At 41.1% G+C, this 22,479-nt stretch carries 17 protein-coding genes; 9 read left to right on the top strand and 8 right to left on the bottom strand.

Translation table 11 applies throughout. The features are described 5' to 3' along the window. Positions 1-2: 2 nt before the first annotated feature. The 5 genes from IFO69_RS05580 (at position 3) to IFO69_RS05560 (ending at position 7,133) form a co-directional block, all read left to right on the top strand. Positions 3-1,853, top strand: coding sequence for a RagB/SusD family nutrient uptake outer membrane protein (locus tag IFO69_RS05580; RefSeq protein WP_192009098.1), 1,851 nt, complete (start codon positions 3-5; stop codon positions 1,851-1,853). Between the two features lie 12 nt (positions 1,854-1,865). Then, positions 1,866-2,543, top strand: coding sequence for a DUF3823 domain-containing protein (locus IFO69_RS05575; RefSeq protein ID WP_192009097.1), 678 nt, complete (start codon positions 1,866-1,868; stop codon positions 2,541-2,543). A gap of 90 nt (positions 2,544-2,633) precedes the next feature. Then, entirely contained in the window at positions 2,634-3,614 is a 981-nt protein-coding gene (locus IFO69_RS05570; RefSeq protein WP_192009096.1) for an arabinan endo-1,5-alpha-L-arabinosidase, read from the top strand. 196 nt (positions 3,615-3,810) lie between these two features. After that, positions 3,811-5,358 (top strand): alpha-N-arabinofuranosidase, encoded by a 1,548-nt coding sequence (locus tag IFO69_RS05565; RefSeq protein ID WP_192009095.1) that lies wholly within the window; start codon positions 3,811-3,813, stop codon positions 5,356-5,358. An 89-nt stretch (positions 5,359-5,447) separates the two neighbouring features. Continuing rightward, positions 5,448-7,133 (top strand): ribulokinase, encoded by a 1,686-nt coding sequence (locus IFO69_RS05560; protein ID WP_192009094.1) that lies wholly within the window; start codon positions 5,448-5,450, stop codon positions 7,131-7,133. A 327-nt stretch (positions 7,134-7,460) separates the two neighbouring features. Here the strand turns inward: IFO69_RS05560 and IFO69_RS05555 are convergent, their stop codons facing one another. The 6 genes from IFO69_RS05555 to IFO69_RS05530 all read right to left on the bottom strand — a co-directional run bounded on the left by IFO69_RS05555 (position 7,461) and on the right by IFO69_RS05530 (position 13,751). Next, entirely contained in the window at positions 7,461-8,372 is a 912-nt protein-coding gene (locus IFO69_RS05555; RefSeq protein WP_192009093.1) for a mechanosensitive ion channel family protein, read from the bottom strand. Between the two features lie 176 nt (positions 8,373-8,548). Further along, a complete protein-coding gene (locus IFO69_RS05550; RefSeq protein WP_192009092.1) occupies positions 8,549-9,799 on the bottom strand; it encodes a DEAD/DEAH box helicase in 1,251 nt (416 codons plus the stop codon). A gap of 281 nt (positions 9,800-10,080) precedes the next feature. Beyond that, entirely contained in the window at positions 10,081-10,821 is a 741-nt protein-coding gene (locus IFO69_RS05545) for a VIT1/CCC1 transporter family protein (RefSeq protein WP_192009091.1), read from the bottom strand. Between the two features lie 67 nt (positions 10,822-10,888). Next, entirely contained in the window at positions 10,889-11,641 is a 753-nt protein-coding gene (locus IFO69_RS05540; RefSeq protein WP_192009090.1) for a TRADD-N-associated membrane domain-containing protein, read from the bottom strand. 193 nt (positions 11,642-11,834) lie between these two features. Beyond that, positions 11,835-12,548, bottom strand: coding sequence for an SH3 domain-containing protein (locus tag IFO69_RS05535; protein ID WP_192009089.1), 714 nt, complete (start codon positions 12,546-12,548; stop codon positions 11,835-11,837). A 186-nt stretch (positions 12,549-12,734) separates the two neighbouring features. Next, the gene (locus tag IFO69_RS05530) at positions 12,735-13,751 is read right to left on the bottom strand and encodes a LacI family DNA-binding transcriptional regulator (RefSeq protein WP_192009088.1); all 1,017 of its coding nucleotides are present in this window, start codon (positions 13,749-13,751) and stop codon (positions 12,735-12,737) included. Between the two features lie 151 nt (positions 13,752-13,902). Here IFO69_RS05530 and IFO69_RS05525 point away from each other — a divergent pair, with 151 nt between their 5' ends. The 4 genes from IFO69_RS05525 to IFO69_RS05510 all read left to right on the top strand — a co-directional run bounded on the left by IFO69_RS05525 (position 13,903) and on the right by IFO69_RS05510 (position 18,463). Further along, positions 13,903-14,937, top strand: a complete 1,035-nt coding sequence (locus IFO69_RS05525) for an aldo/keto reductase (protein WP_192009087.1) — start codon at positions 13,903-13,905, stop codon at positions 14,935-14,937. Positions 14,938-14,975: 38 nt separating this feature from the next. After that, positions 14,976-16,265 (top strand): L-fucose:H+ symporter permease, encoded by a 1,290-nt coding sequence (gene fucP / locus IFO69_RS05520; RefSeq protein WP_192009086.1) that lies wholly within the window; start codon positions 14,976-14,978, stop codon positions 16,263-16,265. A 96-nt stretch (positions 16,266-16,361) separates the two neighbouring features. After that, positions 16,362-17,372: a zinc-binding alcohol dehydrogenase family protein gene (locus IFO69_RS05515; RefSeq protein ID WP_192009085.1), complete on the top strand. Its 1,011-nt coding sequence runs from the start codon at positions 16,362-16,364 to the stop codon at positions 17,370-17,372. Between the two features lie 59 nt (positions 17,373-17,431). After that, positions 17,432-18,463, top strand: coding sequence for a sialidase family protein (locus IFO69_RS05510; protein ID WP_192009084.1), 1,032 nt, complete (start codon positions 17,432-17,434; stop codon positions 18,461-18,463). Positions 18,464-18,481: 18 nt separating this feature from the next. Here IFO69_RS05510 and IFO69_RS05505 read toward each other — a convergent pair whose 3' ends face one another. Both IFO69_RS05505 and IFO69_RS05500 read right to left on the bottom strand, forming a co-directional pair. After that, a complete protein-coding gene (locus IFO69_RS05505) occupies positions 18,482-19,072 on the bottom strand; it encodes a response regulator transcription factor (RefSeq protein ID WP_192009083.1) in 591 nt (196 codons plus the stop codon). Positions 19,073-19,076: 4 nt separating this feature from the next. After that, the gene (locus IFO69_RS05500; protein ID WP_192009082.1) at positions 19,077-22,241 is read right to left on the bottom strand and encodes a ligand-binding sensor domain-containing protein; all 3,165 of its coding nucleotides are present in this window, start codon (positions 22,239-22,241) and stop codon (positions 19,077-19,079) included. Positions 22,242-22,479: the final 238 nt, after the last annotated feature.

Below are 22,479 nucleotides of genomic sequence, written 5' to 3'. Positions count from 1 at the left end.
TAATGAAAATAATTAAATTATATACACTGGCGGCGGTAATGGTTGGATTACTGCTTACCTCATGTGAAACAGATTGGTTAGATCGCGAGCCGACCAATATCTTGACAGATGATCAAGTATGGAATGACGGCAACTTGGTGTTGGGGGTAATTTCAAATTATTACGACAGATTGCCCGCCCATACTACTTTGACGGGAGGATGGGTAGATTATGCCGCTTATGATGAAGCCATGTGGTCAGGCTATTCCGGTAATGACTGGTTGAATAACTTGGTGACTTATGATTATGGTCGATGGGGCTTATGGGATTACGGTTTTATCCGGGACATTAACCTGGCTATAGATAAACTTCAAGAACTTTCCGAACTACCAGAAGATCAAAAGAACCAATTTATCAGCGAACTTCGATTCATCCGAGCCTATGTTTATTTTGAACATGTTAAAAGGATGGGCGGCGTGCCGATTATCACCGAAGAACTAATTTATGATTTTAGTGGAGATCCAAGCTATTTGCAATTTCCTCGAAACAAAGAAGAGGAAGTTTATGACTTTATAATTAGTGAAATGGAAGCGATTCTTCCCACTATCGGTAATGGTGGTTCAGCTACCAGGGCAAATAGGTTTACAGCATTGTCTGTAATCAGTAGGGCCGCTTTGTACGCTGGGTCATTGGCGAAATACAATGGGCAAATGCCTACTCCTATTACCTTGCCTGGTGGAGAGGTAGGTATTTCTCCAAGTAGAGCAAACGAGTATTTTGGCAAGTCTCTGGATGCTTCTCGAGAGATACTCCAACAAGGTGGCTATAGCCTTTACAATGCCAATCCAGATTTGGGTGAAAATTTCTACGAGGCCATTATCAATAAGAATGGTAACCCAGAAGTAATTTGGGCACAAGACTTCCTGATTGCTGCTGACAAAAGACACGGCTTTACCTATGATAATATTGCTCGTTCTGTACGGGAGGATAACCTAGGGTCTTCAGCGATAACTCCTTCATTGAATTTAGTGGAGGATTATGAATATTTGGATGGAAGTTCTGGAGAATTGAGAACTAGGACCAATGACGATTCGGATTATATTTATTATGATAATGTAGAAGATATCTTTGCCAATAAGGATGCACGGCTTTATGGAACCATCATTTATCCAGGCGCTAGCTTTAGAGGTCAGGAAGTGTTTATGCAAGCAGGTGTGGCTGTGTGGAATGGAAGTGGATATGATTTGATGGAGTCAAGTGGATTGGGTACTGAATATTCCGATGGTGAATTGTTTACTGCGGCAGGTGGTCCCCACCGATCCATTCAAGAAGTCACCAACACAGGCTTCTACTTGAGAAAATATGTGGATAATGCTGCGGGGGCAAGTACAAGAGGTATCCGAAGTGATGTGTGGTGGGTTAGATTCCGTTTGGCTGAAATTTACCTCAATGGGGCAGAAGCTGCGTTTGAATTAGGAGAGTCTGCAGAAGCATTGGGATACATCAATACTTTGAGAGTAAGAGCTGGTTTTGGTGCGAATAGTTTAACAAGTTTGACCATGGAAGATATCCGACATGAACGAAGAGTGGAACTGGCATTCGAGGATCATGTAGTCTGGGATTACAAACGATGGAGAGTAGCCCATGAAAAATGGTCTGGAAATACCTCCAATCCAGAAAGTATGATTTACAGTTTGTATCCTTATAGGGTGATAAGACCTGGAGATGCAAGGGATGGTCAATATATCTTTGTGAAATCAGTGGCACCAAGGTTTAGGGCTCCTAGATTCTTTCAATTAGGGAATTACTATTCTCTTATTGGCCAGAACTTGATCGATGCCAATCCAAAACTAGTTAGAAATCCATTCCACTAAACCGTAGAAACTATGAAATTAAATATAATAAAATCATGCCTTCTGCTATTCTTGGGCATTGTAGCCATCAGCTGTGATTATGACAACTTTGAAGAACCCAAGTCTACTTTGAGCGGAAGAATCGTTTATGAAGGAGAGCCTTTGGGCCTAAGAAGCCAAGGTGTACAGCTAGAACTGTGGCAACATGGATATGATCTTTTCCAAAAGATTCCAGTTTATGTAGCGCAAGATGGCACGTTTTCGGCCGTTTTGTTTGATGGTGATTACAAAATGACTTTGATACGGGGCAATGGACCGTGGTTGGATAGAACGGATTCCATTGATGTGCAGGTGAGAGGTTCACAAATGATTGATGTAGAGGTGGATCCCTACTATACTGTTTCAGAGCCTACTTATACCGTCAATGGAAGTACCATGACGGTGAATTTTACAGTGAATGGTGTCAATACCAATAATGCTTTGGAATTTGCTGGGATATATTTGGGAAGAACTTCCCTGACTGACGCCGTGAGAAATGAAGGGGCATCCATCGTTGCTGGAGGAGATATAACGTTAGGTACTCCAGTAAGTGTTGATGTGCCCATACCCGGTGGCTTAGCAGGTCGTAGCGATGTTTACGTACGGGTAGGGGTGAAAACCATAGGTATTCAAGAGCAACTTTATTCTCAGGTGGGAAATGTTGGACTATAAATGTCAACCATTGTACATACCTATTTAACCAATGAAGAATTCAGTCTCTTTTTATTGAGGGGCTGAATTCCTTTTTTAAAAGTTAATGATATGAAACAGTATATTTTAGGAATGATTTGGGTCGTATTGACCTTTTTTAATGCAAATGCCCAGACGATATCGGTGCATGATCCGGTCATGATCAAAGAAGGGGATACTTTTTATCTTTTCTGTACCGGAAGGGGTATTGCTGTATGGTCTTCAAAAGATATGGAAAACTGGGAAAGAAGGGAGTCGGTTTTTGCAGAAGCACCTACTTGGGCCAATGATGTTGTCCCAGATTTTAGAAACCACATTTGGGCCCCAGATATATCCTTTCACAATGGGCAGTATTACTTGTATTATTCAGTTTCTTCTTTTGCCAAGAATACTTCTGCCATCGGTGTGGCCACCACTAAAACCCTGGATCCTGATGCTTCGGATTTCAAATGGGAAGACCATGGAATTGTGATTGAAAGTGTACCCGGACGTGATATGTGGAATGCCATAGATCCGAATATCATTGCGGATGAGCAAGGTGATAGATGGATGACTTTTGGCTCTTTTTGGGAAGGGTTGAAATTGGTAAAGCTTAGTGAAGACATGTTGTCTATGAAAAATGGACCAGAGGACTGGTACACCTTGGTGAGAAGGCAAAGAACCTTTGAAATGGATGAAAGAGATCCCGGAGACGCGGCAGCAGAAGCGCCTTTTATCTTTAAAAAAAATGGTTATTATTACCTCTTCGTATCATTTGATCTATGCTGTAGAGGTGAAAAGAGTACCTATAAAATGGTGGTAGGAAGATCAAAAGACATCAAAGGACCTTATTTGGATAAAGAGGGGAGAAGTATGTATAATGGTGGAGGATCACTTTTGTTGGAGGGGAATGATAACTGGTATGGTGTGGGACACAATTCAACCTATACTTTTGGAGACAAAGACTACTTGGTTTTTCATGGCTATGATGCAAAGGAAAATGGTCGTCCACGGTTATTTATCAAGTCCATTTCTTGGGATGATGAGGGTTGGCCTAAGGTTTCTTTTGATTGATCGTTATGGCTTGTTACAATTCTCTTTAAAATTTGACCTTGAGAGAATAGGCTGATAGAAATTACGAAGCCTATTTAATGGGATGATTTTACACAGATATCCCTATTGTTTTTGAATGGTACTCTGAAGAGTACTTTTTCAATTAAAATAAAAAATGTAATTTAGACACTTAATAACCAATAAACCTCATAATATCATGAAGAAAACATTACTTGGAGGACTGATGATGGCAACAATGATGCTGCCTGGTCTCACAGTATTGGCTCAAAACAAGCTGGTCATTAATGCTGACCAGGGAAAAACCCAAATAAGCCGGCATATTTATGGCCACTTTAGTGAGCACTTGGGTCGATGTATTTACGGTGGGATCTGGGTAGGGCCGGACTCGGAAATTGAAAATATCAATGGCTACAGAAAGGATGTTTTTGAAGCCCTGAAAAATTTGGATATCCCCAATCTGAGATGGCCTGGAGGCTGTTTTGCTGATGAGTACCATTGGACGGACGGCATTGGCCCGAAAAGTGAAAGACCAAAAATGATCAATACGCATTGGGGAGGCGTTACAGAAGACAACTCTTTCGGAACCCATGAATTTTTTGGGTTTGTAGAACTTTTAGGAACTGAACCATACATCACCGGTAATGTCGGAAGCGGATCAGTAGAAGAAATGTCGAAATGGGTAGAATATATCAACTTCGATGGAGTAAGTCCAATGGCAGATTTACGAAAGAAAAATGGAAGAGAAGAACCATGGCAAATCAAATACTGGGGCGTTGGGAATGAAAGTTGGGGCTGTGGAGGTAATATGACGCCAGAATATTATGCCAATGAATACAGAAGGTACGCTACCTTTGCAAGAGACTATCCAGGAGCCGATCTGTATAAAATAGCGGGCGGTGCCAATTCAACAGATTACAACTGGACAGAAGTATTGATGCAAAATATCCCATTGCACATGATGGATGCCATGTCATTGCACTATTATACTGTTCCAGGCAGCTGGGGGGACAAAGGTTCTTCTACCGATTTCTCCAAGGAGGAATACTTGGTGACCTTGCAAAAAGCAGCCTTTATGGATGAGTTGCTGAACAGACATGAAACGATCATGGACAAATATGACCCGCGTAAGCGAGTTAAGTTGATCGTGGATGAGTGGGGCACTTGGTATAATGTGGAACCTAACACCAATCCTGGTTTCCTGTATCAACAAAACACCTTAAGGGATGCTTTTGTCGCTGCAATTACCCTGAATACGTTTAACAAGCATGCTGACCGCGTCCATATGGCCAATCTGGCTCAAACGGTAAATGTACTTCAGGCTGTTATCCTAACAGAGGAAGATAAGATGTTGCTTACACCAACCTATCATGTTTTTGATTTGTACAAGCCACACATGGACGCTACATTATTACCTAGTTATGTGCAGTCAGATATGGTTGAAGCAGGAAATACTAAGATGGAAGCCTTGAATGTTTCCTCTTCACTTTCAGAAGATGGAACCGTAAATATCAGCATTGCAAACATAGACCCGGACAAGGCTATAGATTTGGATGTATTCCTTCACGGAACCGATGCGAAGGATGTTAGCGGAAGATATTTGACTGCTCCTGCATTAAGTTCTCATAATTCTTTTGAGAAAACAGAGGTTGTTAGCATCAAGGCCTTTGATGATTTTAAATGGAGTAAAGATGTACTTAAAGTAAAAGTACCAGCAAAGTCCGTGATAGTGCTTCGTGTAAAATAGGTTAATTTGGATCAGTAAATAGATGGAAATGCTTAAGGCTCGATTCATCTGTTATCCATCAATTGGTAATAATCTCAAATAATAAAACCATGAGTGAAAATTTTGTCATTGGCCTGGACTATGGATCTGATTCTGTCAGGGCAGTGATTGTCAATACGGCAAACGGTGAAGTGAAGGCCAGTCATGTATTCTGGTATCCACGTTGGAAAGAAGGAAAATATTGCGATCCGGTGCACAACCAATTTCGCCAACACCCATTGGATCATCTGGAGGGTTTGGAAGAAACCATTAAGCAAGTAGTAAAAGAGTCTGCTGTCCCTGCCTCTCAAATTAAAGGGATTTGTGTAGATACAACCGGCTCTTCACCAATGGCGGTGGATTCAAAGGGAAAGCCGCTGGCATTTACTCCCGATTTTGCAGAAAACCCGAATGCCATGATGGTGCTTTGGAAGGACCATACTGCCATTAAAGAGGCTAATGAAATCAATGAGTTGGCGAGAACTTGGGGAGGAGAAGACTACACCAAGTACGAAGGTGGTATTTATTCATCAGAGTGGTTTTGGGCAAAAATTCTACATGTCATTCGAGAGGATGAGGCAGTTGCCAAGGCAGCCTACTCTTGGATGGAGCATTGCGATGTAATTACTGCGGAATTGATTGGTTCGGACGATCCATTGACCTTTATGAGAAGCAGATGTGCGGCGGGTCACAAAGCCTTATGGCATGAAAGCTGGAACGGATTGCCTCCCAAAGAGTTTTTGGGCAAATTGGATCCGAGATTAGCAGAGTTGAGAGATAGGCTTTACACCGAAACTTATACATCTGATTTACCAGCTGGAAAGCTCAGTGCTGAATGGGCTAAGAAATTGGGCTTAAATACTGATACTGTGGTGGCAGTAGGGACTTTCGATGCCCATGCAGGAGCAGTTGGTGGAGAAGTGACGGAGAATACTTTGGTAAAAGTAATGGGTACTTCTACCTGTGATATTATGGTAGCTTCCTATGATGCGATAGGAGATAATTTGGTAAAGGGGATTTGTGGCCAAGTGGATGGCTCTGTGGTTCCCGGTACGGTTGGTTTGGAAGCGGGACAGTCTGGCTTTGGAGATGTCTTGGCATGGTTCAAGAATTTGGTGGTAAAGCCTACCGCGGATCTGATCCTTGAGAGTAAACAATTGGATCAAGAACAAAAAGAGGCATTAATTGAAGAAATTTACAGTCAATTACTGATCAAACTTTCCGAAGAAGCATTGAAAATCCCTTTGACTGATACGGCTCCAGTAGCTTTGGATTGGGTCAATGGCCGAAGGACTCCTGATGCCAATCAAGGATTGAAAGGAGCTTTGATGGGATTGAGTATGGGAACTGACGCGGCTAGGGTGTTCAAAGCTTTGGTAGAGTCTATCTGTTTTGGATCCAAAAAGATAGTAGACCGTTTCCGGGAAGAAGGTGTACAAATCGATGCGGTCATCGGTATGGGCGGTGTGGCCAAAAAGTCCAAATTGGTTATGCAGACCATGGCGGATGTCTTGAACATGCCTATTAAAATTGCGACTTCTGATCAGGCCCCTGCTTTAGGCGCAGCGATGTATGCTGCTGTAGCTGCAGGTATTCATCCTACCACCGAAGCGGCAATTGCGGCGATGACCAATGGATTCGATGCAGTCTATGAGCCTATTGCGGAAAATGTAAAAGTGTACGAAAAACTGTATCAACAATATGCAGATTTCGGTGACTTTGTGGAAGGTAAAAAGTCAGAAGCATTGGTCAATTAAAATTAATGACTTTTGCTCGCCAAATAGTAAAAAAATCCCGTTGTGTTTGAAGCAATGGGATTTTTATTTTTAATCAAGATGGGTTATTCTTTTTTAAATCTGCATTGAGCATTAGCCTATCTACGCCGCGGCGTACAAGTATTTCGATCTGAAACTACTTCAAAATCAGTCGCTTTGCTGCTGTTTTCGATTATGCCTAGTGGTGGACAGGTTCACCATCCGCCGCGGCGGATGATTCAATCTCCAAACAGCCTGATTTTCTTGTGGTTTCAGTTCTTACCGACAGTGAACGGGACAGGTTATAACGATTCCTATTGCATAAAGAGGTTAAATTGACTTGCCGTTTTCGTCTTTTAGCAGTTTGATAGGCAGCTCTTTTTGACTGCCGTATAATTTCACTTCAATAATATCGCTTGGCAGCGAGAATCCATTGGCCTCTAATGCCTGCTTGACACGCTTGATGATTTCTCCTTTGACCATAACGGCCTCTTTTCTAAATTCAAAAGTGTTGACCCAAAAAAAGACTTTGAGGTTTACAGTGCTGGTGGCCAAGGCATCTTCTGCGACGTAATTTTCATGAACACCATCCTGCACAATGGAAGGATGGCTGTTGACAGTTTCCATGATGATGGTTTTGGCTCGGTCTACATCATCTTCATAGGCAATGCCCACCACAAAATCCCATCTGAAGAAACCGTCCTCAGTGTAGTTGATCACGGGCTTTTTGAGCACATCGCTATTGGGAATATAAACATCACGACCATCAAAGGTCTTTAGTTTAGTGTACCGGAATTCCAGTGATTTGATTTTGCCAAAGAGTTCACCGATTTCTACCGTATCGTTGACATTGAAGGGGCGGTTAAAAGCGAGGATGATACCACTGATGAAATTTTCACCGATGTCTTTGAAAGCAAAGCCAATGATAATCGCAGAAGCTCCCAGGGAGGTCAGCAAGAAAGTGGTGACTGCCCCAAGTCCAGCAATGTTCATGGCCCAAACGATGGCCAATGTAAATAAACCAAGCTTGACCGCATTGCCCAAAAATTTACTCATCAAGGGGTCGCTGGATTTTCGGGAGATTTTTTGTTGGGTCAGTATGCCGATTTTTTTTGCAATGAGGTAACCTAAAATAATAATGATGAGCCCTAGAATGATTCCTGGAATGTTTTCTAGAAAGTTTTCCCAGGATTTCTGGAGGGATGATAAAATCGTAGAAATGTCTCCTTCTTCTTGATTCATAGGTTTTTGCTAGCTTAACCTAATGTAATGTTTTTTTGGAAAAAGGAGGGTAGATTATACTTGAAATTATCTTTAGACCATCGTTTATGGAGTCAGTGAAACTAAAAAAGGCTAGTCCAATCGATAAAGTTCGAAAGGACTAGCCCTTGACTTTTGCGTAGAAGCATGTCTATTGTTTATCTTCTTCCAGAACCTCCACCACTCTTTTTACGGTTGGCAAAGAATTCCTGCTTTCGTCTTTGTTTTTCTTTATTGAATTCTTTTTTCTCTTGGGCCGACATGGGCTTTTCCGTTTGCGGGAATGGATGTTTATCGATCACCTTGATGCGCATATTGGCCAATTTCTCAATGTCTTTCACATAGCCGTTCTCTTCTGGCTCACTCATTGAAATGGCGATCCCTTCTTCTCCGGCTCTGCCTGATCGGCCGATTCTGTGAATATAAGTTTCAGCAGCATCAGGAATATCAAAGTTGATCACATATTTGAGTTTATCAATATCAATGCCCCTAGCAGCGATATCTGTGGCCACCAAAACCCTGATTTTGCCCCCTTTAAAATCCTTGAGGACTTTCTGTCTTTGGTTTTGGGCCTTGTCGCCATGGATGGCTGCGGCATGTATATCTTTCTTTTTAAGGTCTTTTACAATCCTGTCTGCACCATGTTTTGTCCTTGAGAATAGCAGCACTTGGTTCATTTCTTTTTCTTCCAAAATGTGTAGAAGAAGGGCTTTTTTGCTGCTTTTGTTGGTGTAGTAAATGTATTGTTGAATAGTCTCTGCGGTGCTTGAGACAGGAGTAACTTCTACTTTTTGAGGTTGCTGCAAAATCTGTTTGGACAAACTCAAAATATTGTCCGGCATCGTGGCCGAGAAGAAGAGGGACTGTCTTTTGGTAGGCAGGATTTTCAACAGCTTCTTAATGTCATTGATAAATCCCATGTCCAACATTCGGTCAGCTTCATCAAGCACAAACAGGTCAATGGATTTTAGACTGATATGCCCTTGGTCAATGAGGTCAAGTAGCCTACCTGGAGTTGCAATCAATATATGAACTCCTTTTTTTAGTTTTTCTACTTGCTTACCTTGTTTGACCCCACCAAATATTACCGCATGCTTGACTTTGGTATGTTTGGCGTATTGATCAATATTTTCTCCAATTTGGATCGCAAGTTCTCTGGTAGGCGTTACTATTAGGGAGCGAATCTTAGGCCATGGGTCGGTCGCATAGGGTGCTTGGTGGATGTGTTGGATAATTGGGATTGCAAAAGCGGCGGTTTTTCCGGTTCCGGTTTGCGCACAGCCCAAGACATCATTTCCATTTAGGATCAATGGAATGGCCTGTTCTTGGATAGAAGTAGGCTCAGAATAGTTTTTTTCTTTTAATGCTTTTAATATGGGAGGAATGATCCTCAGGTCGTCAAATTTCATGCTTTTTGATATAGGGAGGATCTTAAAGATTCTCCGTTGATGTATAATAATAGTAGTGGGCAACTTCCATTTTTGTGTTTGAATCAACAAAATCCTAGGAGTTTGGGAGCTTTTTTGTCTATAGAAAAAAGCATCGCTTGATAATGGAAATGACCAACATGCAAAGGTATCAAAAAAAGCCCACACTCAGTCTTTGTGGTTGATTTATCCTCCTTTACTAATCTTAGCAAGCATAACCCATATCCTAGCTCAAGAGGAGTGAATTTAGCGCTGGCTGTTATTTATTTAGAGAGAAGCTGCTCTAAAATGTCCCCTACGTAATAAGCAACTACAGCTGCAATGGCGCCTAGAAATAGGGTCTCCAATGCTCCTTTCCACATTTTGGTTTCGTTGACATAGGTTTTGAGTAAGCCAATAATAATAAACCCAAGTCCCGTGAGCAACGAAGTCAGTAGGAATAAGTCTTGTTCAATCGGCTGGAAATAATCCCAGACATAAAATAATAAGGGAATTAGCCCAATAGAAATAAATGAAATGTAAGTGACAAAACCAATGATCAAAGGTGATTTATGGTCTTTCATCATCCCTAGCTCATCCTTCATCATGACATCGACCCAGCGGTCCCGGTCACTGGTGATGGTTTCTACTACTTGGTCCAGTAATTCTCCATCAAAACCTTTTTCTTGGTAGATGACCCGGATTTCTTCTTTTTCGTCTTCTGGCATATGTTTGATTTCCCAATATTCTCGCTTGCGATGTTTAGAATAATTGTCCCGTTCAGATTTGGAGGATAGATAGGCTCCCACTGACATGGAGAATCCATCTGCCAATAAGTTGGCAAAACCCAAGATGATAATAATGGCGCTGTCCAATCCTGCTCCGACAGATCCTGCTACCACGGCAAAAGTAGTCACACAACCATCTATTCCCCCATATACAAATTCGCCTAGGTATTTCTCTAGTTTGGAAGGTTCTGCATGTTCTATATCTTTATGGGGAACAAGGGTTTTGGATTTTTCCATTAAGTTTTTTTGTCTACTGTGGAAAATAAAGAGCTAATGATCTTAATATTATAAAAAGATATTTTGATTATTTATTTTGCATGGTTGTAGTGTTCATCGCTTCAATTTCATCAATACCTTTTTTGAGTAAGGCCTCAATGATCTTTTGTTTCATTTCTATGGACTTGGCCTCGTCAGAAATAGAGTCCGTTAGGTTTATGGCCAACATGGTATTTTGGTTGATGATCAATTGCTGGTAGAAATAGTTCAGCTGGGCCAGACTCTTTTTGTACATCAAAAAATAAGCCCCTCCAATAAACTGGATCAAGACACCTGAGATAGAGCTGATGGCGGTAAGGGTTACATTTTTAGAATCGACATAGAAATACAAGATGCCAATGATCAAAACGCCCAAACCCGTGACTATGGCTATCAAAATGAAAGTAAAGCTCCTTCTGGCCTGACTGGTGTTGATGGTATAATATTCCTGAAGTCTGTTTAAACTTAACCTGATGGAGTCAATGACATTGATTTGGCTTTTATCTTTGATTTCTCCTTTGATTTCCTGCCGTTCTTCATGGATACTTTTAAGCTCCAGGTTATCCTTTTTGCCAGCCTTGGCCAAGTACAAATAGAAGAAAATACCCGGTACCAAAAAGACGATAAAGCCAATGATTTTAAAGAGTAAATTCATGTTTTGGCTTTCTATGGCATCAATTACATATTTGGACAACAGCCATGCCCCAACGATCAAAGCCACCAGTAATGCAAAGCCAATGGCCATGTTGATCAATTTTTGCTGATCATAACTCTTATTCGAATTTGTACCTGGATGATTCATGATTTTATGTGATGATTGAAAAAACAGGCTTTAATTTATCAGATGACTGACCAATTGAATACAGCAGACTTCCTGAGAAGTAACAAGCAGGCGGAAAAATAATAGTTTGGTGAAAGGACACAATGTCCTTTGATTCAATATACAAAAAATATATTGAACCAGTGGTAGGGGGTTGTAGAGCCTTAATATTAGATCATGAACATAGAATTTGCTGAATGTCAATCACTCCATTTTTTTGCAGCACAATCTTAATTTCATTAGCTGATCCTGGCTGGTTAAAAACAAACTCTGACTCCGATCTGCGTATCAATTTGGGGAAGAGGATTTTTCCTGTTTCTTGATTATAGTCCAAAAACATATTTCTCATTTGATGAAACACCTCATGAAAGGACATTGTAGAGAAAGAATAGATAAGTGAATAGCAGCCATCATAATTGGAAACAGTGTATGTACAATGCTCAAACTGCGTCACTTCACTTTCAATTTGATATTGTTTTCCATATAGATTAACTTGATTGATCTCATTGTAAGTATTGATGATTTGGCCAAGCAAATCAATATTGAGCAGCTCATCGCTTGCAGGTTTAACTATAGGAGGAATGTTACTTACATCACCGCTGAAGATATATCCTTTCAGGCCATTGTTTGATTTTACCTCTAACCAAACTCCGTTGAGTTTCATCATAGCAAAATATCTGGAATCAGCCGACTTGAGTGTGTTTTGAATGATTTCCACTTGATCACCCACATGAAGGGATGTAATGGATTTGGCATTTTGGTTAGGTCGATTTTTTAGTTCAGTTCCTTGATAATTAATAACGAATATGCTTGATCCTGGCCTGAAGTCCACTGCTAGGGCATAAGAGAAGTATAGTAAAAGTCCGATCAGAGAAAGTGATTTTTTCATAGTTGTACCATTTTGTGGATGAAAATTCGATTAGTACAAGAATGAAAGCATAGGTTAAAAGGCAATTGAATTTACATAAAATTCCTCAAATTCAATAGGGTTTTGTTTATTGATATTCAGTAGTTTATGTTCAGTTTGGTTTCGACTATTAATAGTTATATTATGAGGGATTATTCCCGATTTATTTTAATGCCGAGTTGAGGATTCCCGGACATGAAGCTCCGTATTGAGGATGATTTTTTTCTGGATTGATCTCCCTTCTTGAATTTGTTCTAAGATTAACTTGGCTGCATTGCGGCCGATATCATGGGTAGGGTGAGCCACAGAAGTCAAGTTAGGTTCAACTACGGTTGCATGAAACTCATCAGAAAAGCCAGCTAAAAGAATATCTTTTGGAATTTTCAAATTGCGGTTTTTGATTTCTTTCATAGTTGCGAAGATGACCGTATCATTGACTCCTAAAATCGCATCAGGTCTACTAGGCAAGGACAAGAGCCCACGGATGGCTTTAGCGGCATTATTTGGAGATAAATCTGTATGGATAAGGTGTTTTTTATCTAGTAGTAAACCTACTTGCTCAAGCCCTTTTAAATATCCTTCAGTTCTTTCCTTCACAATATTCAAATGCTTTGGTCCGGTGATATGGGCGATTTTCCTAGCTCCATTCTCAAACAAGTGAGTAGTGATATCCTTGGCCATGGATACATTGTCCACAACCACTGTAGATACCTTTTTTTCCAAACAAACCCTGTCGAAAAACACCAAAGGAACATCGTGATCCAACACCTTTTCAAAGTGAGCCGTATCATTACTGTCTTGAGCCAGACAAACAATCAAGCCATCTATTCTAAGGTTTAAAAGATTGTGGACACATTCTATTTCCTTTTCCATCGATTCTTTGGAGGAAGAAATGATAATGTAATATCCGGCCTGCTGCAATTCGTCTTCTATCCCTGAAATGATTGAGGAAAAGAAATAGGTTACCAAATCAGGCACGATTACACCGATGACCTGAGTTTGCTGTCTCAATAGTCCCATGGCCAAGGGATTGGGGATATAGTTCCATTTTTGGGCCAGTGCCTTGATTTTTTTTGTCAGGGTTTTGTCAATATCCGGATGGTCTTTTAGTGCCCTGGACACTGTAGAAATGCTGACCTTAAGTTCAGCAGCAATATCTTTTAAAGTGACCCTTTTCTTTTTCATCTTTCAAATAAATTCAAAATTAATTTTACCTGCAAAGCTTTGCACAAACCTTTGCAGGTAATGTAAGGCTTATGCAAAGATTTAGAAGTGTTTTTTTGACGGAAATATTATTTATCTTGGATTCCTTTTCCCAGGATAACGAGTAAAAAGAATGACATTAAAACCATTAGGTAATACCGGGATAAAAGTCCCTGCAATAGTTTTCGGCACCAGTGCATTAGGCAATTTGTTTACAGCATTGGCCCCTGAAGTAAAACAAGAAATTGTAAAGGAAAGCATCCGCTATACGCAACCCCAGACATTTTTTGATTCCGCAGGAAAATATGGTGCCGGCCTGGCATTGGAATCCTTGGGAGCAGCTTTGAATGCCCTTGAAGTCCCCAAAGATCAGGTTGTGGTAAGCAATAAATTAGGCTGGGTCAGAGCGCCATTGGTCGGTGATGAACCCCAGTTTGAGAAAGGAATTTGGAGAGACCTGAAGCATGATGCGGTGCAAAAAATCAGCTACGAGGGTATTTTAGAGTGCTTCGAAGAGGGGAATGAACTTTTGCAAGGTTATTCCACCCAATTGGCCTCTGTCCATGATCCAGATGAATACTTGGCTAAAGCTAATAACAAAGAAGAAGAAGAAGCGCTCTTTGAAGATATTCTGGAAGCCTATAGGGCTTTGGAAGATCTGAAGAAAAGAGGCTTGGTCAAAGGGATCGGTGTAGGCGCTAAAGATTGGAAGGTGATTCCAAGAATCTATCAGCACATCAAGCTGGATTGGGTGATGTTTGCCAATAGTATGACCATTATCTCGCATCCGCAAGACCTTTTGGCCTTTATGCAGCAGCTTTCAAATGATGGTGTTGGAATTCTTAATTCAGCAGTCTTCCAATCCGGATTCTTGGTTGGAGGAGACTACTACGACTATCAGTTAATCAAGCCGGATAGCCCTGAAAATATAGCCAAGTTTGAATGGAGGGAAAAGTTTTTTGCGGCCTGCAAAGAACTTGGAGTTACTCCAGCGCATGCCTGCGTACAATTTGGACTTTCAGCTCCTGGAGTTACAAGCGTCGCTTTAAGTACCACTGAACCTGAAAAGGTGAAGAGAAATGTGGATTCAACCATGAATAAGCTTCCTAATGAATTTTGGGCGGAGCTAAAAAATAGAGGTTTGTTGCACGATTACAGTCCAGTTTAACTTATAATTATCAATCTACCCATTTATAAATTTATACGATGAATAACCAATCAAAAACGGCTTTAGTATCAAAAGCGACACTTTGGCCATTTATATTGCTGACCAGTCTCTTCTTACTTTGGGGATTAGCCAATAACATGACGGACACGCTATTGGCGGCTTTTAAGAAAATCCTCAGCATGACAGATACCCAGACTTCCTGGATTCAAATGGCTTTTTATGGGGCCTATTTCTGTCTGGCTTTACCAGCTGCCATTTACATCAAAAAATATACTTATAAGTCTGGTGTCCTTTTAGGCTTAGGGCTTTTCGCTGTCGGAGGATTGTTGTTCTATCCTGCTAGCATTTTGATGTCTTATGGTTTCTTCCTTTTCGCCCTTTATGTGCTGGCAGGTGGTTTGTCCATTTTGGAAACTTCTGCCAATCCATACATCATGGTGATGGGGCCAGAGTCTTCTGCTACCAGGAGACTGAATTTGGCGCAGTCTTTTAATCCAGTAGGGTCAATCATAGGGGTGTTGCTCAGCAAGCTTTTTATCCTGTCGCAGCTTAATGTAGCGGAGGCGGATGAACGAAGTAAAATGACCGCCGATCAGCTTCAGCAAGTGCGTCAGGCTGAGCTGGATGCGGTAATGAGTACCTATGTTGGAGTGGCTCTTTTTTTAGTACTGGTTTGGGTGCTGATCAAATTCACTAAAATGCCAACTGCCTCAGAGAATGAGGGACAGGATTCTTTAAAAGATGGTTTTAAGCGATTGATGGCGAACAAGAACTATGTTTTTGGTGTGCTTACCCAGTTTTTCTATGTAGGGGCGCAAATCGGTGTTTGGTCTTACACGATCAGGTACATTATGCTGGAGTTGGACCTGAATGAAAGTGATGCTTCAGATTATTATATGGCAGCAATCATCCTCTTTACGGTAAACCGTTTTGTATTTACGGCACTGATGAAATATGTGAGGCCTAGTTTGTTGATGGCGATTTCGGCATTGTTGGCCATATCGCTGACGTTAGTGGTGATCTTTGGTCATGGAATGGTTGGTGCTATTGCGTTGGTATTGATTTCCGGCTGCATGTCTTTGATGTTCCCTACTATTTATGGACTTGGAGCCGAAGGTTTGGGAAAAGATACCAAACTAGGAGGTTCTGGCTTGATTATGGCCATTCTTGGAGGGGCCGTTTTCCCAGTTATCCAAGGTTTGGTTTCGGATAGTTTGGACAGTATCCACCTTTCATTTTTTGTGCCGGCTTGTTGTTATTTGGTAGTGGTGGCATATGGGATTTACCATTATAAACACAAGAAAGAAATAGCTTCAGGTACTTTATAAGCCTGAAGCCACAGGATAGTATTGCTTTAATTTCGCTGAACTTTGCATCACGTTAAAGGATGAAGAGGTAATCGAAAGAATTAAACAAGAACAGAAATGAAAATTTTGACATGCACAGAGCCTGGGGAATTTGAGTATGGGGAAGGAATTCAGCCTGAAATCAGCCCCGGGAAAGCCATTATTAAGATCAAAAGAATAGGGATTTGTGGTACGGATTTACATGCCTTTGAAGGTACCCAACCTTATTTTAGCTACCCAAGGGTTTTAGGGCACGAGTTGGCTGGTGAGTTGGTAGCTGTTGATGGAGTGCAGGGCTTTTCTCCTGGAGATTTGGTGACCATTATTCCTTATTTTAACTGTGGGGAGTGTGTAGCTTGTAAAGCAGGAAAGCCTAACTGCTGTGCCAAAATCAGTGTTTTTGGGGTCCATGAAGATGGTGGAATGAAAGAATTTATCACTGTACCATCTACTGCATTGGTGAAGCAAGAAGGATTGGACTTAGATCAATTGGCTTTGGCGGAACCCTTGGCCATTGGGGCGCATGGTGTGAGAAGGGCAGGAGTCTCTGAAGGGGAGTTTGTTATTGTGATGGGAGCAGGTCCAATTGGACTTGGCGTGATGGAATTTGCTAGAATTGCAGGAGGAAAAGTCATTGCAATGGATATCAATGAGGATCGATTGGCCTTTTGCAGAGAAGTTCTTGGGGTAGACCATACGGTCAATGCCAAAGGAGATTATAAGTCCGAAATTGCCAAGATTACTGGTGGAAGCTTTGCAGAGTCGGTGATTGATGCTACTGGCAGCGCTATTGCCATTCACAATGGATTTGAACTGATGGCCCATGGAGGAAGGTATGTGCTGGTGGGGCTGCAAAAAGGCCCAATAGAGTTCAGCCACCCAGAATTTCATAAAAGAGAGTCCACTTTGATGAGTAGCCGAAATGCCACTAGGGAAGACTTTGATGCGGTGTTGAAAGCCTTGAAAGACCAACAGGTGAAAGCGGCTTCTTATATTACTCATAGGGTGACATTTGATCAGGTGAAAGAAGATTTTTCCTCTTGGCTAGACCCTGCCAATAAAGTGATCAAAGCGATGGTGAGTTTATAATTTAGAAAGCCGAATAACTGACTTGGATGGTAGTTCCCTGATTTATATTAAATTAAAGGATGAAAAAACATTTAATGACTGTGCTGTTCTTCTTAGGATCAATAGTGGGCTACAGTCAAAGTCAAGTGAAAATTATACATTCAGAGTTTATTTTTGATCAGGTACCTTTTGAAGAATGCCATGCTTCCACTTTGGTGGAACTCTCCAATGGAGCAATCATGGCTGCATGGTTTGGGGGTGAATATGAGCGTCATCCTAATGTAGCTATCTGGACAGCGAAAAGGGGAGAAGGTGGATGGACCTTTCCGGAGAAAGTAGCAGATGGAAAAGTAAATGATACCTTGAGCTACCCTACCTGGAATCCAGTCCTTTTTAAGCTTTCAACCGACGAGCTGATGTTGTTTTATAAAGAGGGACCTTCTCCTCAAACCTGGTGGGGAAGGTATAAAACCAGCTCAGATCAAGGGAAGACTTGGTCCAAATCCGTAAAGCTACCAGATGGATTTCTGGGGCCTATAAAAAATAAGCCCATTCAATTGGCTAATGGGACTGTATTGTCGCCATCGAGTGTGGAGGATGGAAAGGGATGGAGGGCTCATATTGAAATTTCCAAGGATTTAGGAAAAAGATGGAAGAAGGTGGATATTGACCAAGGTGGAGAATATGATGTGATCCAGCCCAGTATTTTAGAACATGCGGATGGTCGCTTGCAGGTGTTGTGTAGAAGTAAACAGGATTATATCATCACAGCTTGGTCTTCCGATCAGGGAGCTTCCTGGACACCATTAGAAAAAACCAAAGTCCTTAACCCCAACAGTGGTACTGACGCCGTTACCCTATCCAATGGTAAGTTTTTATTGGTTTATAACCCAACGGCCAGCGGAGAACACTGGTCGGATGGAAGAAATGAACTTCGCTTGGCAATGTCCGACGACGGGGTGAATTGGGAAGATATCTATACTTTGGAAAAAGAAGCTGAAGGGGAATTTAGCTATCCTGCCATTATCCAAGGGGCGAATGGGGAAGTTCATATCAGTTATACATGGAAGAGAAAGCGTATCAAGTATTTGAAGCTGGAGTTGAAGGAGTAAATTTTTCTAATACATCAATCAACTGTAAAGTAATTTAATGACTTCCGAGGTGTTGTTGCAGCCGGTTTTTGCAAGAATATTGTTTCGGTGCTTGGCAGCAGTGGTGGGACTGATAAACAGCTGATCGGCTATTTCTGCACTGGTTTTTCCTTCTGCAATCAACAAAATAATCTCCCTTTCCCTTTGGGTGAGCTGCTGAAAGACCTCGTTGTTTTCCAAATTTTGTTGGGTCTTGTTAAAATTCGCCATAGCCAAATCGATGGCAATTTGGACACTTCTTTCATTATAGGGTTTGGTAAGAAAGGATGAGGGAGAGGTCTCGATGGCACGTTGGACAGTCTTGGTATCTGAGAAGGCAGAAATGTAGATAATGGGAACTTCTTTAAATTCAAGGATGGCCTTCACCGTGTCGATACCGTCCATGTCCCCATTGATATTGATATCACTGATGACCAAGTCTACCTTATGGTTTCTAAAAAGCTCCAAAGCTTTGGCTCCAGTACTGGCAATCCCCACATTCTCATAGCCTATGTCTTCGAGTATATAGGAAAGGTCCTTGGCGATCAAAACCTCATCCTCAATGATTAAAACTTTTCTGGTACTTGTCATCTAATTATGCCTTTTTGAATATAATATGAATTTGAGTGTCATCACCTTCTGCGATGTCCAATTTTCCATTAAGCTGTTCTACCAAAGACCGGATCATGCTCAGCCCGAAAGATTCAGACTGTAGGATAATGGGTTCTGTTAGTCCTTCTCCATTATCGGAAAATGTAAAATGAACGATTTCTTCGCCTTTGATTTTTAGACGAAGGTAAATGAGTATTTCTTCTTTTTGGACGTGCTTGAAAGAATTGGTAATCAATTCGTTTAGGATCAATCCCAGCGGAATAGCTTTGTCCAGTCCCAGTGAAAAGTCATCTCCCTCAAAGTCATAACTGAAAGATTTGAACTGACTTTTGAAAGCGGCTTCAATCTGGTCAAACAAATCCTTGATGTAGTTTTTGCAGTTTACCTGTGAGTCAACATCCGTAACGTAAAGTTTTTGGTGAAGCAAGGAAAGTGCTTGCATTCTCATCCGTCCATCGATCAAAGCAACTTTTGCGTTTTTGTCTTTGACACTCCGGCTTTGAAGGTTGAGGATGCTTGAAACGAGTTGTAGGTTGTTTTTTACCCGGTGATTTAACTCCCTCAAGAGGCTTTCAATCCTTATGTTTTTATCTTGGAGTACCGCATGTTGCGCTTCAATTTGCTCTTTTTGAAGCTTGATTTCTGAAGTTCGCTGTGCGACTTGGTTTTCAAGCCTTTCTTTGTGTCTTGAGATGCGTTGGTATTGATATAAAACCCCCACTAAAAAAAGAACGGTAAAGCTGGTCTTGAACCACCAAGTATCATACCAGGGGGGTAAAATGGTGAGTCCCAAAGAAGCCCTTTGCTCCGACCAAATCCCGTCATTATTACAAGCCATCACTTGGAAAGTATAGTCACCTGATGGTAAGTTGGTATAGGTGGTAGAGCGACTTTCAGTGACAGGGCGCCAGGATTCATCATAGCCTCGGAGTCTGTACCGGAACTTGTTTTTGTGTCCATTTATATGATTAATGGCTGTAAAATGGAAAGAAATTACGGACTGTTTATGGTCCAGTGTTATTTCATCGGTATAAGGAACTGCTTGTGATAAAACTCCAGTGGAATCACATGGATAGAGTGGGCTGTTAAACAAGTCAATACCTGTAATTTTAACCTTATTTTCTTGAGTGTTTTCAGGGATTTGTAAAGGATCAAAATATTCCAAACCACTGGAAGAGCCAAAGAAAATCTTTCCCTCAGTATCCTTATACGCAGCTCTAAAAATAAAATAGTTGTCCATCAGACCATCTTCTCTGTTATAATTCCTGAAGGTTCCATTTTGATTGAGCATGGAAATTCCTTCAGCTGTGGCGATCCAAATGTTTCCCAAATTGTCCTCAACAGTGGAGCTGATAACATTGGAGGGAAGCCCATCTTTGAGGTAGAAATTGCTAAAGGTACTGTCCCGGAAATCCAATTTGCTAAGTCCTAGCTCAGTACTTATCCAAAGGTTACCCTTGTGGTCCTCGGAAATATGGTTGATTTTATTACTGCTCAAACTGTTGAAATTACCCTCTTCGTGGATAAACTTGGTAAAGGTCTTATCCTCATTTAGCAAGTTGAGCCCTCCACGGCTGCCTACCCAAATTCTTTGCTTACTGTCCTCGAATATATAAGAGATAAATTCATCATGGTTACCATCATTGACCAAATTTTCACGAATGGGAAATGGGTCTGCGGTTTTGGTTTCCGGGTTCCAGAGGAACAGCCCTTTTTCAGAATTCCCTATCCACACACGCTGTTGACTATCGCACATAATAGGAAGGTTAAATTCTGGCAAGAAATCCTCTTTAGGTGTTGCATGTGGGAGGGGTTTCAGTTGCTTGGTCAGGTGGTTCCATTCATAGATGAAATGCCCCCAAGTAGAAATCCAGTAGGTGTTCTCTGAAATGCGGGTGATCATGGCCAGCCTGTTGACACTGTTTTGATCTCCTGTTGGAATGGTATATTGTGTCATCTTTCCAGTATCAAAGTTCTTGACGAATAAACCAGAATAGGTCGTAAAAATATATTCATCCTTATCATGCCTGATCATACTGCTGACCCTGGAAAAGTACTTGTCCGTAGTTTCTTTGACCAATTTCTCGGATTTGAACTTATGGTAATGGGGATGATACTGAAAAATCCCTTCATTATAAACTGCCACCCAAATACTGCCATCTCTTCCTGGAGCTACTTTGTAAATATTATCTCCCTGTAGTTTGTTAGGGTTGGTTCGTTCAGATACAATGCGTTCCGTTTTTCCTGATTTTAGGTCAAGCACATTTAGGCCACTAAGGGTGCCTACAAAAAGTTTGTCTGGGTGATCATTGTGGTCACTAATGGAAAAAATCACATCATGGCTAATGGTCTCTGGGCTGGAGCTGGAATTATAGTGTGTTATTTTTCCGCTTTGTAAGTTTAATTTATCAAGGCCATCACCAGTGCCTAACCATAGGGTTCCTTGTGGATATTCATGCAGGTCGTAAAGGTAAAAGTGGCTTAAGCTATTAGGATTGCTTTCTTCATGGATTACACTTGAGAACTCCTTGGACTTCAGGTCCAGTATATTCAGTCCCCCACCCGTAGCAATAAAGAGTCTCTTTTTGTCCTTGGAAAGTTTGATTTGTCGTACTGTAGTACTAAGAAGTCCATCTTTTACACCAAATCTGGTGAATCTATGGGTGGTGGTGTCAAACATAGAAAGACCATTATCCGTGCCCAACCAAATATTTCCCTGAGGATCTTCTGCAATCCCCCGGACCTGATCATCACTTATGCTCGTAGAGTCCTGTTCGTCAAAGGAAAAGTTTGTGAAATTATCCAATTTGGGATTGTATCGACTGACTCCACCGCCATAGGTCCCTGCCCAGATGTTTTGCTGGCTGTCTTCAAAAAGTACCCAGATAAAATCATAGCCCAAGGAGCTGCTGTCTTCCACATCATGGCTATAAGCATGAAAGGAATTACCATCAAATTTCCAAAGACCATTTTCTCCTGCTATCCAGACGTAACCAGATGTGCTATGGAGGATGTCATAAGGAAAGGGTTGCTTGATACCTTGATCAACACCATATTTTCTGAATACAGGAAAAGTTTCCTGTGCCTGTACACCAGTATAAAAGAGAATAAGGCTAAAAAAGATACCAAATCTTAAAGTTATAAGCATGTGTAAAATTTGTCATTGGAGGCAATAAAATCAATACCTAAATTAATGTATTTATACCTGTAAATTAAATGATGATAACGGTTTTAATCACATCAAAATAAAAATGCTCATTTTGTTTATCTTTCATGCAAGCATCTTTGAAATTAATAAGTGTAATAAATACAAATATTATTTTTAAATTGAGCATCTGTTTGACCTGTTGGTTCACAGCAGGATTAACCCATAAAAACCAATTAAC

The sequence above is a fragment of the Echinicola arenosa genome (assembly GCF_014841125.1).
GTDB classification, from domain to species: domain Bacteria; phylum Bacteroidota; class Bacteroidia; order Cytophagales; family Cyclobacteriaceae; genus Echinicola; species Echinicola arenosa.
This window is presented reverse-complemented; position numbering and strand designations above follow the sequence as displayed.